This is a genomic window from Bacillus sp. WC2503 (assembly GCF_052682895.1).
In genome coordinates this window covers 4,849,040-4,862,514 of sequence record NZ_JBQYMD010000001.1, presented here as the reverse complement: position 1 = coordinate 4,862,514, position 13,475 = coordinate 4,849,040, and the positions used below count along the sequence as shown (strand labels likewise).

Genomic DNA, 13,475 nt, shown 5'->3' with positions numbered 1-13,475 from the left:
TAGTTGACCAACAATTATCTTATAATAGATTCAGAAAAATGTAAATTTTCAAATAAAAAAACCATTCTAACAGAATTAGAATGGATTTTTCCACTTATAAATTCGCTACATCATCTTCTTTTTTACTATTATTTAAAACACTATGTTTTCGACTATATAAGAAGTAAACCGCTATACCGATAACCATCCATACTCCAAAACTAATCCACGCTGTCCCTGATAATTGAAGCATTAAGTATAAACAGAAAATTACTGTTAACGCTGGTAAAAATGGTACGAGTGGCGCCTTAAATGCTCTTGGTAAATCCGGATGAGTCTTTCTCATCACAATAACCGCAACAGCTACGAGTGCAAAGGCTGACAATGTCCCCATGTTTACAAGGTGTGCCAATACATTTAAATCTATTAATCCTGAAATCAATGCTGCAATAATACCCGTTATCCATGTATTTAAAAACGGTGTTTTAAATTTCGGGTGAACCTTAGCCAGACGCTTCGGCAATAACCCATCACGGCTCATCGCATATGAAACACGAACTTGCCCATACATCATCACTAGCATTACAGTTGTAATCCCTGTGATTGCCCCTACTGAAATTACCCCCGCTAAACCATCTTGTCCAATAAATTGAAGTGCAAAAGCAACTGGATCTGATATATTCAGCTGGCCGTATGGAACAATTCCTGTCAGAATAAGTGAAACAACGATATAAAGAACTGTACATATTAATAACGATGCAATAATGCCGATTGGTAAATCACGTTGTGGACGTTTCACTTCTTCCGCAGCTGTTGAAACTGCATCGAATCCTATAAATGCGAAGAATACTGTAGCAGCCCCAGCCATTACACCATCTAAACCAAATGGCATAAAAGGCGTCCAGTTTTCAGGCTTCACATAATTAAAACCAGCAAAGATAAAAATAAGAACAACTGCTATTTTAATAAATACCATAATATTATTTACACGTGCACTCTCTCGAACACCCCTAGATAAAAGAGCTGTCATCACTAAAATAATTAAGACTGCAGGCAAATCAATTATTCCACCTTTTCCTGTGCCTGGGGCCGAAGAAAGAATGGTCGGAATATGAATCCCAAATCCCTTTAGTAAAGACTGAAAATAAGCGGACCATCCATTTGCTACAGCAGATGTAGCAAGTAAATATTCAAGCATTAAATCCCAACCAATTAAAAACGCGAATACTTCTCCCATCGTCGCGTACGTATATGTATATACGCTACCCGAGACAGGAACTGAAGAAGCAAATTCAGCATAACAAAATGCAGCAAAGGCACAGGCTAATGCGGCTATCGCGAATGATAATATAATAGCTGGTCCAGAATGTTTTGCTGCCACTACGCCTGTAAGAACGAAAATACCAGTTCCAACAATCGCTCCGATTCCAAGCATAGTTAAATCCAGTGCGCCCAATGTTCTCGCTAACGTTTTTTGCTTACTTTCTTGCATTAACTTTGCAATAGGCTTCTTTTGAAAAATTTGCTTCATCGTCCACTCCTCCAAGTTTTAAATTTTCTGAAAATTTTTAATTCGCTTTTTTATTTTACTCATAACACTTTTTCTCGTCAATACTTTTGTCGAAATAAGTAGAAATCTTTCGGAATATACAATATCCTTATTATTCTTTCTGAGAATCTTTCTATCACCTTATTTTGGTGTCATTATACATATTAAAGAGGCGTGCTCCTTTATTGAGCACGCCTCTTTTTGCTTATTTCACAGTATATGAACCATCTTCAATCCAGCTATACATATACTTTTCATCTTCCGTTTCATGTGCTTGTTTTACAATACGAAGCGGACGGAATGTATCTATCATAACGGCTAATTCAAGCGTCTCTTTTTTTCCGATACTTGCCTCTGTTTTCCCAGGATGCGGCCCATGAGGAATTCCGCTCGGGTGAAGTGTAATAGACCCTTCTTCCACACCTTTTCGGCTCATAAAGTTTCCTTCTACATAGTACAGTACTTCATCACTATTCACGTTACTATGATAATACGGTGCCGGGATAGATTCTGGATGATAATCGTATAAACGCGGTACGAAAGAGCAAATGACGAAATTATGCCCTTCGAATGTTTGATGTACTGGTGGTGGCTGATGAATACGGCCTGTAATTGGTTCAAAATCCTCCACATTAAAGACCCACGGATATAAATAACCATCCCACCCAACAACATCTAGCGGATGATGCCCTAAAACATACTTATGCATATATCCTCTCGACTTTGTCATTACGACAAACTCACCTTTCTCATCATATGTCTCTAATTTTTCCGGGCCACGAATATCTCTCTCACAAAACGGGCTATGTTCTAACAATTGCCCATATTCATTGCGATAGCGACGTGGTGTTGTAATTTGGCTATTCGCCTCTACAACAAGAAACTTAGTCTCTCCTTCATCTGGAATAACACGATAAATCGTTCCAATTGGGATCGTTACATAATCACCTTTTCTATAGTGAATCGTTCCGAACATTGTTTCGATTTTTCCTGTTCCATAATGAACAAATAACATTTCATCGCCATCGCCATTACGATAGAAATAGTCCATTTTTTCTGTCGGAGTCACTACTCCAATTAATAAATCCTCATTCCCAAGCATAAAATTTCTTCCGCTTACTGCATCGCCCGTTTTTTTATTTTCTTTCGTGCGAAAATGACGATGTGCAAGAGCTACATCTTCTTCATACTGCAACTGACAAGAATGAGATACTGCCGCATGACCTACTTCCGTTGGCATATAATGATGGTACAAAATAGACTGCGTACCAGAAAAACCTTTCGTTCCCATTACCTGTTCACGATAAAGCGCTCCATCTTTTTTACGAAATTGTACATGTCGTTTATGAGGTAGCTCCCCCATGTGACGATAAAACATGCCCATCACCTGCTTTCATGTCTTTTTTGACCGTATTACGTAACGTACCTAAACCAGTAATCGACAGCTCTACAACATCTCCATCTTGTAGCCACTCTTCTGTACCAAGTTCTAAAATACATCCTGTTCCTACTGTTCCAGAACCGATCACATCTCCCGGATATAAGGTCACGTCTTGTGAAGCACGTTCAATCATTTCAGCAAACGTATAGTAAATATCTTGGAAATTTCCCTTTGATAATAGTTTCCCATTCACGTGAGCAGTCATCTCTAAATCATATCGATTACCATTACGATAAATGTCTAATTCCTCTTTCGTAACGAGATACGCTCCTAATGAAGTTGCAAAGTCTTTTCCTTTTGCTGGTCCAAGCCCTACCTTCATTTCTGTTGCTTGTAAGTCCCTTGCACTCCAGTCGTTCATAATACAATAACCAAAAATATATTCCTCTGCTTGCTCACGAGAAATATTTCTTCCTTCTTTTCCGATTACACAAGCAATCTCTAATTCATAATCAAGCTTTTTAGACTTCTTCGGACCAATTACAAAATCATCTGGACCAATAACAGCACGATGGTTAGTAAAATAAAAAACCGGGACATCATACCATTCAGGTACAACATCTAGTCCTCTTCGTCCGCGAGCTGTTTTTACATGCTGTTCAAATGCATAAAAATCTCGAATGCTACCCGGATTAGGAATAACAGCTGTCAATTGTACTTCTTCTAAGGAATATATACCCTTGTTTGGATTCTTACTATTACGCAGCAGCTCTACATACTCATCCGCTTTCTCTAAAAAGGCGAGCATAGAGGAAGGGACTTTTCCGTCACTAGCAAGATTCATATCGATTACTTTGTCACCTTCAAGCCACCCAGCTCGCATTTCTTTCGAAGGGAGACGAAATGTAACAAATTTCATCATAATTCCTCCCTATGAAAATGAAATTTCCACCAGCAAAAGAATTCTTGCTGGTGGATACAAATCTTATAAATTTCCGCGACGCTCTTGTTCTCTTTCAATTGATTCGAATAATGCTTTAAAGTTCCCTTCACCAAATCCACGAGAACCTTTACGTTGAATGATTTCAATAAATAAAGTTGGACGGTCTACAATTGGTTTCGTAAAGATTTGCAGTAAATAGCCCTCATCATCACGGTCTACTAAAATCTTTAATTCTTTTAACTTATCAATTTCCTCATCGATTTTTCCAACTCGCGCAGTTAACTCATCGTAATACGTATCTGGTGTATCTAAAAACTCCACACCATTTGCACGAAGCGCTTCAACTGTTTTAACAATATCACTCGTTAATAAGGCAAGATGTTGTACACCTGCTCCATTATAGAATTCAAGATATTCTTGAATTTGCGATTTTCTCTTTCCATCTGCTGGTTCGTTAATAGGGAACTTAATACGACTTCCATTCGTCATAACTTTTGACATTAATGCCGAATACTCTGTACTAATATCATCATCGTCGAAATGGATCATTTGTTTAAAGCCCATAACATTCTCGTAATAACTAACCCACTCTTCCATTTTCTCAACGTTACCAACTACATGATCTACAGCAATTAAACCAGATTCTTCAAATGGAATATTAAACTCAACCTTTTGGAATCCTGGCATAAATGTTCCTTTATAATTTTTACGCTCTACAAGCGTGTGAATTGTATCACCATACGTACCAATAACTGCTTTTTTCAATGTACCATCCTCATCTGTTAACTCCTCAGGTGGAGCAATTGCGACGGCACCACGTTTCACCGCTTCCGAGTAAGCCTTATCAACGTCATCGACAAGTAATGCAACGTCTTTTACACCATCACCATGAGTTTTTACAAACTCTGCGATACGATTATCGCTACCTAGGGCCCCGGACACAACAAAACGCATATTTTTTTGCACAAGAACATAAGATACCTTTTCACGGTTTCCTGTTTCTAATCCAGAGTAAGCCACAATTTTGAATCCGAACGCTCTCGCAAGGTAATAACTCGATTGTTTTGCATTCCCTACGTAAAACTCCAAATGATCTACATCACGTACCGGAAAAAAGTCCTCCATTTGTGCAGCTAGCGTATCCATAGATTTTTGTTTCATAATCTCTTCATCCCCCTGTAAATAGATTAAATGGTCCATACCTAAAACCAACCGAAAACGCTTCCAACATCAATTTATAGAAATTAGTTAGCAGGCTAACAATTTCTGACCTTTAAAATTTTCTATCTTTTCTGTCAAATTCCTCTTTTTTTCTTACATATAAAATTCGACTTTTTTCTCTTTAAAGTAAGGGGAAAATATTCATAATTGAAGGTATATATGTGGGGAAAACAAAAAAGACTCCAACATATTAACTACTTACTAATACGTTAGAGTCTTTATTTTTTTTGAATAATTGTATTTATATTTCTCATACTAATATATTTGCAAGGAATAGAATAAATGATGTTAATATTACTGCTCCGCCTAATGATCCTAATAAATCTGTTTTTGTTACTTGTAGCACTTGTTCACTGTTCATATTCCTCATTCTCCTTTCATTTTGTACAATTTAAAACTTTTATTATACTAATACGCTTGATAGAAATACGATTAATGCCGTTAACACTACTGCTCCACTTGCTGATCCTACGAAATCACCTTTTGTTACTTGTAATACTTGCTCTTTCATATCTTTCATTCTCCCTTCATTTATCTTTTGTTACAAAACTTCTATTATACTAATACGCTTGATAGAAATACGATTAATGCTGTTAATACTACCGCTCCACTTGCTGATCCTACGAAATCACCTTTTGTTACTTGTAATACTTGCTCTTTCATATCTTTCATTCTCCCTTCATTTATCTTTTGTTACAAAACTTCTATTATACTAATACGCTTGATAGAAATACGATTAATGCTGTTAATACTACCGCTCCACTTGCTGATCCTACGAAGTCACCTTTTGTTACTTGTAATACTTGCTCTTTCATATCTTTCATTCTCCCTTCATTTATCTTTTGTTACAAAACTTCTATTATACTAATACGCTTGATAGAAATACGATTAATGCTGTTAATACTACCGCTCCACTTGCTGATCCTACGAAGTCACCTTTTGTTACTTGTAATACTTGCTCTTTCATATCATTTATCCTCCCTTTGAATAAGTTTTCTATATGTAATTTCTAAGAAATGTTTTTTTCATAGTTTTTATGTTATCGTTACATTGAATTTGATAACGTAACGTTTGTAACACTAATGTAACATAACTATTATTACGTTGCAATATGATTACGTAAATTTTATTACATTTTTTTACGTTTTTTTATAAACACCCTTAAAAACCCTATTTCAATGCATTTCCCACTACATTCACGTTTGTAACATTCGTGTAACATTACAGTCATAAACCTAAATATAACTATATTCCTCTCTACTTTTGTTACAAATCAAGGTGAATCTTTAATAAGTAAGGTTGAATCTACTAGGTTTTCACTGGATGGTACACTATAGGACAAAATACTATCTTTCCAAGATAAGTTTATATGTTTCCTCTATATAACTATGTATAATAAAAACAAAGAGGTGGTCATTTTGAAATTAATCGCATTAGATATGGATGGTACACTACTATCATCTAATCTTGAAATCTCCAAAGAGAACTTACAAGCAATCCAAACTGCACAAGAAGCTGGACATATTGTAATGATTTGTTCTGGCCGCGCAAAAGAGGATGCTTTAAAACTATTGGAAGAATACCAATTATCTCTTCCAGTTGGAGCAAGCAATGGGGCAATTGTTTACGTGGATGGAAAAGTAATTAACTCGCGTTGTTTACAAAACGATAAAGTGTACAAACTTGCAAAATTACTAGAAGCTGAAGGTTTTCCATATAAGCTATATACAAATAAAGGGGTTTACTCTCCTTCTACATGGCAAGATCAAGTGATGCAGGCATTCGAAGAAAACAAGCATGCGCTAGATGTTACATTAGAAGAACTCGAAAGAATTACAGAAAAACAAAAGAAATCAAACCTAATTACTGATTTCCAAAAAATCGAAGATGTTGTAAACAATCAAGAACTCGAAATATCTAAATTCTTCATTTTAACGTTCAATGCAGGTCATCGCGCCCAGTTATTAAGTATGTTACAAGAAGACACTGCTATTATGGTTACAGCATCTGCTCCTACTAATTTAGAAATTATGGATAAGAATGGCCATAAAGGAAATGGGCTACAGCAGATGGCAGCTCATTTTAATATACCAATTGAAGATACAATTGCTATTGGTGATAATTTTAATGATGTACCAATGTTAGAAGTTGCTGGTTTATCTGTTGCAATGGGAAATGCTGAAGAAGATGTAAAAAAATTATGTGACGTTGTAACATTAACAAACAATGAACATGGTGTTGCCCATGCAATCGAGCAATTTGTTTTAAAACAAACTTTATCTAGTAAATAAAAAAAAGACCCTTTCAACTTCTGAAAGGGTCCTTCTCTTTTATACATGATGACAAGCAACAAAATGATCTTCACCAACATTACGAAACTCTGGTACCGTTTGTGTACAAACATCTGTCGCAAACGGGCAGCGTGTATGAAAACGACAACCTGAAGGTGGATTTGCTGGACTGGGAATATCCCCCTCTAGTATAATTCGCTCCCGCTTCACTGTTGGATCTGGTATTGGCACAGCTGATAACAATGCTTTTGTATACGGATGAAGTGGATTCGTAAATAACTCATCACGCGGTGCCGTTTCTACAATCGTTCCTAAATACATAATTCCTATTTTTGTACATAAATGTTCCACAACACTTAAATCATGTGAAATGAATAAATAAGATAATCCCTTTTTCTCCTGTAACTCACTAAATAAATTAATGATTTGTGCTTGAATAGATACATCTAGTGCTGCCACAGGTTCGTCAGCTACAATGAATTCTGGATTTAATACCATAGCTCTTGCGATAACGATACGCTGACGTTGCCCACCAGAAAACTCATGAGGATACCGGTCAATATGATACGGAGCTAAACCACATAACTCCAATACTTCTATCACCTTTGCACGAACATTTTCTTTCGTCGCTAGTCCGTGAGCCAACATCGGCTCACCAAGTGCTTCTCCAATTCTCATTCTTGGGTTTAATGAACTAAATGGATCTTGAAAAACAAGCTGCATATTAGGGCGATGTTTTCTCAATTCCTCCTTGGATAAGGAATAAACATCGTGCCCTTTAAACTTTACTTCTCCCTCCGTTTTTTGGACGAGACGTAAAATTGTTTTTCCTATCGTTGTTTTTCCACTTCCTGATTCTCCAACTAGGCCAAACACTTCACCTTTATTAATAGTAAAACTTACTCCATCAACTGCCTTTACATGTCCAATCGTTCTACTAAATATGCCGCCCTTAATTGGAAAATACGTCTTTAAGTTTTTCACTTCTAATAATGGTTCACTCATTGTTCCGCACGCTCCTCATATAACCAGCAAGCTACTTTATGGTTCTCATCGTGCACATTCAAATTTGGTGCCTCTTCTTTACATATTTCCATACAATGCTCACAACGACCACTAAAATAGCAAAACTCATCCAAACCAACTAAATTAGGAACTTGCCCTGGAATAGAATATAGTTTATCTATTCGTTTTCCCATCACTGGTTTTGATTTCAACAACCCTTTCGTATATGGGTGTTTCGGATTTTGGAATATCTCTAGTACCGGTGCTTCTTCAATAACTTTCCCGCCATACATAACGACAACGTAATCAGCCATTTCTGCTACAACGCCTAAATCATGTGTAATTAATAAAATGGATGTTTTAAGTTCCTCTTTTATTTGCCTTAATAAGTCTAATATTTGGGCTTGAATCGTAACATCAAGAGCTGTTGTCGGCTCATCAGCAATTAATAACTTAGGATTACAACTAAGCGCAACAGCAATCATAATGCGTTGTAACATGCCTCCACTTAGTTCATGTGGATACGAATGGACAATTTCATCCGCACGAGCTATACCAACTTTACGAATTAATTCGATTGCCTTTTTATACGCCTCATTTTTACTAAGTAATTCATGCTCTCTTAACGTTTCTACAATTTGTTCTCCTACAGTGAAGACGGGATTCAGCGATGTCATCGGCTCTTGGAATATCATCGCAATATCATTTCCTCGTAAACTACGAAGCTCTTTCTCTTTCATACCTAAAAGACTTTTTCCTTCATATAAAATGTCTCCACCTACTACACTTCCTGATTCAGCAATAAGTCCCATAATCGATAGCGCCGTTACACTCTTTCCGCAACCCGATTCACCTACAACACAAACTGTTTCACCTTCTCGAACTGCAAAGCTAACATGATTAACAGCCTTTACTGTTCCTTCTTCTGTCTGAAAATGTGTTTGCAAATCTTTCAGCTCTACTACCGCTTTACTCATATTCCCTCACCTACCGTCTCATCTTTGGATCTAACGCATCACGAAGTGCATCACCAAGTAAATTAATTGATACAACTGTTATAAAAATTGCAAAACCGGGCGGAATCCATAACCACGGACGCTTTTGGAAATCGATTAATGAGTTAGCTGCACTAATCATATTTCCCCATGATGGTGTAGGCGGGACGACTCCGAGACCTAAGTAGCTTAGTGCGGATTCCCCTAAAATAGAGCCTGCAACACCTAATGTGGATACAACAATTAAGATCGGTAAAACATTAGGGATTAAATGATATATAATTTTCCGGTAATCTTTTATTCCTAACACATCAGCAGCTTGCATAAATGCTTGCTCCCTGAGTGATAAAATTTGACCTCTTACAAGACGTGCAAGTCCTGGCCAACCTACTAAACTTAAAATAATCATAATGACATAAAGACGATAATCAGATGGTACTTTCCATTCTGATAAAATAGCTCCCATTATAATAAGCAACGGCAATCCCGGCATCGACATTAAAATATCTGCAAGACGCATAATAATATTGTCGACAATCCCGCGATAAAAACCTGCAATAGCTCCTAATAAAGCTCCAAGTATAACCGATAAGACCATTGAAGCTAATCCAATTGTTAATGAAATGCGTCCTGCTTGCATAAGTCTTGTTAAAATATCTCTTCCCAATTGATCTGTACCGAGCCAATGTGAAAAACTAGGTGGTTTGTTAATTAAAGCGACTTGTATTTTCCCTGATGCATATGGCGAAAAGAGCGGACCGACAAAACAAAATAAAAACATAAACATTAGTGCATAAAACCCCACGAGTGCCATCTTATTTCTCTTTATTTTTTTAAGAGCCTGTCGCCATGGTGATGATTCATTTCTTCTCTTTTTTTCTTTTTTCTCTGTAATTGCTGTAACAGTTTCCATCTAATCCCCCCTTACTTCAACCGAATACGTGGATCGACAACTGCATATACGATATCAGCGAAAAAGTTTGAAACAATTGTTAAACAAGAAAGAAACATCGTAAATGCCATTAATACTGTATAATCACGAAAATTTAGTGCTTCTAATTGAATATTACCAATCCCTGGCCAGTTAAAAATTTGTTCAATAATAATTGCTCCCGAAAATAAACCTGGTAATTCAAATGCTAATAACGTAATCGCCGGTAATATTGCATTTTTTAACGCATGCTTATAAATAACAGTCTTCTCCTTTAAACCTTTCGCCCGTGCTGTTCGTATGTAATCTTGCCTTACAACCTCTAACATGCTTGTTCTAAAGTAACGAGTTAATGAACCCACACCAAGAAGAGTCAAAATAAATACTGGTAAAACCATATGCTTGGCAACTTCTATTACGTAAGCTAATCCAGTCGAATTACTCCCGACATCAATCATTCCGCCTATCGGTAATAACTTAAAGTCCACCGCGAACACCTTAATTAAAAACAAACCGATAAAAAATGAAGGAAATGACATTGCTGCAAAGACACCAATTGTTACAAGTTTATCGAATAAAGAATGTTGCTTCGTCGCTGAGAATACGCCGATAATAAGTGCAATTAGCCAAATAAAAAACAATGCAATAACAGCTACACTAAAAGAATTCCAAATAAATTTATTTAATAATGACGTTACAGGTTCCTGATATTGAAGCGAAAAACCAAAATCCCCTTGCAATGCATTACCTAACCAATGAAAATAACGCTCAACAATTGGCTTATTTAATCCATATAATTCCCTAAGTTCAGCTGCCCTTTCAGGTGTAATCTTTGGATTTGAATCAATATAGTCTCCTGGAAGAAGCGCAAACAGGAAGAAAATAATAATTGATGTTCCGAACAGTGTAGGAATCATTTGTAACAACCTACGAACGATATATGTTTTCACCCTTTTTCTCTCCAATCTTATGCCTAAAATAGAAGAACATTTTTTCAAAGCGGTACATTACTAACCGAATGAAAAAATGTCTTCTATTTATACATCCTTATCGTTATTTTTCAAATGATAAAACTGGTAAGTTTGCGCTAATACTATTGTATTTTTCAGAGTCAATTCCTTTTATATTCCCGTTATAACCAGTAATTGTTCTACGGTAGTTTAATAGAATTACTGGTGGGTCATCACTTAACTCTTTATATAATTCTTTATAAATAGGTTTACGTTTTTCAATATCAACTGTCTCAATACCTTTTTTAATTAACTCATCTACTTTCGCATTTTTATAACCAAGACTCTTATCATTGACACCAGACAAATATTCACCAGCTGTTTCACTCGGATCACTTGTAATCGGTGTCGAAACAGAAGCTAAATCATAGTCACCTTTATTTACCTTCGAAAGCATAGTATTAAAGTCCATAAATTCTGGATTAAATTCTACACCTATTTCTTTATAATTCTCTTTCGCAATTGGAATTAATAAATCACTATCTTTAGCCGAACTTGGGCCGAAATAAGAAAGCTTTAATTTTTGACCATCTTTTTCACGAACTCCATCCGAACCAACTTTCCATCCTGCTTCATCTAATAATTTTTTCGCTTTTTCTTTGTCGTATTCATATTTATTAACTCCTTCTTCCGTATAAGCCCAAGAAGTTGGATGAATTGGTACATTAGCTACCGTACCGTATCCTTTCAATGCTGTATCAACATATTTTTTACGATCTAATCCGTAAATAAGTGCTTGGCGAACCTTTTTATCCTTTAAGTACGGCTTATTATTATTCATATAAATATAACTAAATGACGCTGCTGTTTCGATTTGGATATTCGCAAATTCTAAACCCTTAGCCTGTTCAAGAATTTCATCACCAGTACCTAGGCCAGTGTAGTCAACCTCACCTGTTTGGAATAATTGAAGCTTCGTATCGCCAGAAGTAATTTTATAAATGAAGTTTGGAATTTTGGGTTTGCCCGCATAATAATTTTCATTTGCTACAAATCGAACTTCTTGCCCCGGGATATACTTTTCAAATTTATATGGACCCGCAGCTATCGGTTTTCCATATAACTCTTTTAAGTAATCTAAACTTGTATTTTGTTTGTAATCTTTTCCGTAATAAGCTTTTGATAATACTGTACCACCTAAAACAAATATAGCTTGTGAATTAACTTTTTCAGTGGTAATTTTAATTGTTTGTGGATCAACAACTTGAATACCTTCAATAGAAGTTGCCTTTCCTTCTTTATATTCTTTACCACCTTTAACCGCATATTGAGAGATATCTATTTCACCTTCATATGCCTTATCATGTAAAAGCGTCAATGTGAACGCTACATCATCTGCTGTTAATGGCGATCCATCGCTAAATTTTAAGTCTTTACGTAAATGGAATGTATATGTTAACTGATCAGAAGAAACGTCCCACTTCTCCGCTAATTCCGGAATTGGTTTCCCTTGTTTATCCGTTGATACAAGAGATGCAAAAATCACTGAAGTCACGTTTCCATCCCAACCATTTTGTTGGAAATATGGTAAAAATACGCCACCAGGTTTACTAATACCAACTACTAGCGTATCTTTTCTATTCTTCGCTTTATCTGGTACTTTCGTTTTATCTGTCGCAGCGATCTTTTCAATTTTTATATTTTTTAAATCTTGTTGTTTAACCGGTTCTGTAGAAGCCTTATCTTCCTGTCCCCCACAAGCAGATAGCACAAGCGAACTACTCATTAATACCGAAAATACACCAGCCCATTTTTTCGTCTTTTTCTTCATTGTCCCCACCCTAACTTTTTTTTAATAATTACACCTTATGAACTGCTTGCCTTATGTATGCCTCCCACAGCAACATTTATAACCAATCGGAAAAGTCGGTTTTAATCGTAAAAAATAGATGTTTTTGAGGGGTAACAATCTTATTCCGACTTTTCCGGTAGACTTTATGGTTAATAGATTATAACTTTCAATATATTTTGTCAATTCTTTCTAAATAAATATTTTTATGGTTTTTTTCAAAAATATTGTCTATTTAATTTAGGAAACTACATATCGTTGTAGTTATCTTCACTCAACCCCTACTATAGCTTTTTTTATAAGTCCCTTTTCGTTTTCAATATGTATCGTTTCTAATGTTTTTTAGTTTATGCATCCACATTTTATATTAAAAAACATAAA

The 13,475-nt window shown here is 35.9% G+C and carries 15 protein-coding genes; 1 reads left to right on the top strand and 14 read right to left on the bottom strand.

All coding sequences use genetic code 11. The features are described 5' to 3' along the window. Positions 1-94: 94 nt before the first annotated feature. From ACUN26_RS25205 to ACUN26_RS25165, 9 genes are all read right to left on the bottom strand, one after another. The gene (locus ACUN26_RS25205; RefSeq protein WP_000809351.1) at positions 95-1,510 is read right to left on the bottom strand and encodes an amino acid permease; all 1,416 of its coding nucleotides are present in this window, start codon (positions 1,508-1,510) and stop codon (positions 95-97) included. 223 nt (positions 1,511-1,733) lie between these two features. Then, positions 1,734-2,906 carry a homogentisate 1,2-dioxygenase gene (locus tag ACUN26_RS25200; protein ID WP_000499906.1) on the bottom strand — a complete coding sequence of 391 codons (1,173 nt, stop codon included), beginning with the start codon at positions 2,904-2,906 and terminating at the stop codon, positions 1,734-1,736. Then, positions 2,872-3,828, bottom strand: coding sequence for a fumarylacetoacetate hydrolase family protein (locus ACUN26_RS25195; RefSeq protein WP_000674026.1), 957 nt, complete (start codon positions 3,826-3,828; stop codon positions 2,872-2,874). The genes ACUN26_RS25200 and ACUN26_RS25195 overlap by 35 nt, the downstream gene beginning before the upstream one ends. Positions 3,829-3,894: 66 nt before the next feature. Continuing rightward, entirely contained in the window at positions 3,895-5,013 is a 1,119-nt protein-coding gene (gene hppD, locus ACUN26_RS25190) for a 4-hydroxyphenylpyruvate dioxygenase (protein WP_000810910.1), read from the bottom strand. 310 nt (positions 5,014-5,323) lie between these two features. Continuing rightward, positions 5,324-5,434 (bottom strand): DUF3948 family protein, encoded by a 111-nt coding sequence (locus tag ACUN26_RS25185; RefSeq protein ID WP_001083697.1) that lies wholly within the window; start codon positions 5,432-5,434, stop codon positions 5,324-5,326. Between the two features lie 42 nt (positions 5,435-5,476). Further along, positions 5,477-5,584, bottom strand: a complete 108-nt coding sequence (locus tag ACUN26_RS25180) for a DUF3948 family protein (RefSeq protein WP_000664237.1) — start codon at positions 5,582-5,584, stop codon at positions 5,477-5,479. Between the two features lie 44 nt (positions 5,585-5,628). Beyond that, positions 5,629-5,745 carry a DUF3948 family protein gene (locus ACUN26_RS25175; RefSeq protein WP_000654250.1) on the bottom strand — a complete coding sequence of 39 codons (117 nt, stop codon included), beginning with the start codon at positions 5,743-5,745 and terminating at the stop codon, positions 5,629-5,631. Positions 5,746-5,780: 35 nt separating this feature from the next. Next, entirely contained in the window at positions 5,781-5,897 is a 117-nt protein-coding gene (locus tag ACUN26_RS25170) for a DUF3948 family protein (protein ID WP_000654250.1), read from the bottom strand. Positions 5,898-5,932: 35 nt separating this feature from the next. Further along, positions 5,933-6,040, bottom strand: coding sequence for a DUF3948 family protein (locus ACUN26_RS25165; protein WP_000664237.1), 108 nt, complete (start codon positions 6,038-6,040; stop codon positions 5,933-5,935). A gap of 451 nt (positions 6,041-6,491) precedes the next feature. Here ACUN26_RS25165 and ACUN26_RS25160 point away from each other — a divergent pair, with 451 nt between their 5' ends. Then, positions 6,492-7,364 (top strand): Cof-type HAD-IIB family hydrolase, encoded by an 873-nt coding sequence (locus ACUN26_RS25160; RefSeq protein ID WP_000766432.1) that lies wholly within the window; start codon positions 6,492-6,494, stop codon positions 7,362-7,364. 39 nt (positions 7,365-7,403) lie between these two features. On the opposite strand, the gene ACUN26_RS25155 is transcribed toward ACUN26_RS25160, so the two are convergent. The 5 genes from ACUN26_RS25155 to ACUN26_RS25135 all read right to left on the bottom strand — a co-directional run bounded on the left by ACUN26_RS25155 (position 7,404) and on the right by ACUN26_RS25135 (position 13,076). Further along, on the bottom strand, positions 7,404-8,369 hold the full coding sequence (locus tag ACUN26_RS25155; protein ID WP_001294496.1) for an ABC transporter ATP-binding protein: 966 nt from the start codon (positions 8,367-8,369) through the stop codon (positions 7,404-7,406). After that, on the bottom strand, positions 8,366-9,346 hold the full coding sequence (locus ACUN26_RS25150) for an ABC transporter ATP-binding protein (RefSeq protein ID WP_000030775.1): 981 nt from the start codon (positions 9,344-9,346) through the stop codon (positions 8,366-8,368). Before ACUN26_RS25150 ends, ACUN26_RS25155 begins: the two co-directional genes overlap by 4 nt. A 10-nt stretch (positions 9,347-9,356) precedes the next feature. Further along, positions 9,357-10,277, bottom strand: coding sequence for an oligopeptide ABC transporter permease (opp4C, locus tag ACUN26_RS25145; RefSeq protein WP_000451062.1), 921 nt, complete (start codon positions 10,275-10,277; stop codon positions 9,357-9,359). 11 nt (positions 10,278-10,288) lie between these two features. Next, positions 10,289-11,245, bottom strand: a complete 957-nt coding sequence (locus ACUN26_RS25140) for an ABC transporter permease (RefSeq protein ID WP_000860741.1) — start codon at positions 11,243-11,245, stop codon at positions 10,289-10,291. 103 nt (positions 11,246-11,348) lie between these two features. Next, on the bottom strand, positions 11,349-13,076 hold the full coding sequence (locus tag ACUN26_RS25135) for an ABC transporter substrate-binding protein (protein WP_000730694.1): 1,728 nt from the start codon (positions 13,074-13,076) through the stop codon (positions 11,349-11,351). Between the last annotated feature and the right edge of the window lie 399 nt (positions 13,077-13,475).

Excerpts from the sequence above, each read along its gene's own strand:
- ACUN26_RS25170 (WP_000654250.1), bottom strand. The coding sequence starts at position 5,897 with ATGAAAGATATGAAAGAGCAAGTATTACAAGTAACAAAAGGTGACTTC.
- ACUN26_RS25175 (WP_000654250.1), bottom strand. The coding sequence starts at position 5,745 with ATGAAAGATATGAAAGAGCAAGTATTACAAGTAACAAAAGGTGATTTC.
- ACUN26_RS25200 (WP_000499906.1), bottom strand. The coding sequence starts at position 2,906 with ATGTTTTATCGTCACATGGGGGAGCTACCTCATAAACGACATGTACAA.
- ACUN26_RS25180 (WP_000664237.1), bottom strand. The coding sequence starts at position 5,584 with ATGAAAGAGCAAGTATTACAAGTAACAAAAGGTGATTTCGTAGGATCA.
- ACUN26_RS25205 (WP_000809351.1), bottom strand. The coding sequence starts at position 1,510 with ATGAAGCAAATTTTTCAAAAGAAGCCTATTGCAAAGTTAATGCAAGAA.
- ACUN26_RS25195 (WP_000674026.1), bottom strand. The coding sequence starts at position 3,828 with ATGAAATTTGTTACATTTCGTCTCCCTTCGAAAGAAATGCGAGCTGGG.
- ACUN26_RS25150 (WP_000030775.1), bottom strand. The coding sequence starts at position 9,346 with ATGAGTAAAGCGGTAGTAGAGCTGAAAGATTTGCAAACACATTTTCAG.
- opp4C (WP_000451062.1), bottom strand. The coding sequence starts at position 10,277 with ATGGAAACTGTTACAGCAATTACAGAGAAAAAAGAAAAAAAGAGAAGA.
- ACUN26_RS25185 (WP_001083697.1), bottom strand. The coding sequence starts at position 5,434 with ATGAACAGTGAACAAGTGCTACAAGTAACAAAAACAGATTTATTAGGA.
- ACUN26_RS25135 (WP_000730694.1), bottom strand. The coding sequence starts at position 13,076 with ATGAAGAAAAAGACGAAAAAATGGGCTGGTGTATTTTCGGTATTAATG.
- hppD (WP_000810910.1), bottom strand. The coding sequence starts at position 5,013 with ATGAAACAAAAATCTATGGATACGCTAGCTGCACAAATGGAGGACTTT.
- ACUN26_RS25165 (WP_000664237.1), bottom strand. The coding sequence starts at position 6,040 with ATGAAAGAGCAAGTATTACAAGTAACAAAAGGTGACTTCGTAGGATCA.
- ACUN26_RS25155 (WP_001294496.1), bottom strand. The coding sequence starts at position 8,369 with ATGAGTGAACCATTATTAGAAGTGAAAAACTTAAAGACGTATTTTCCA.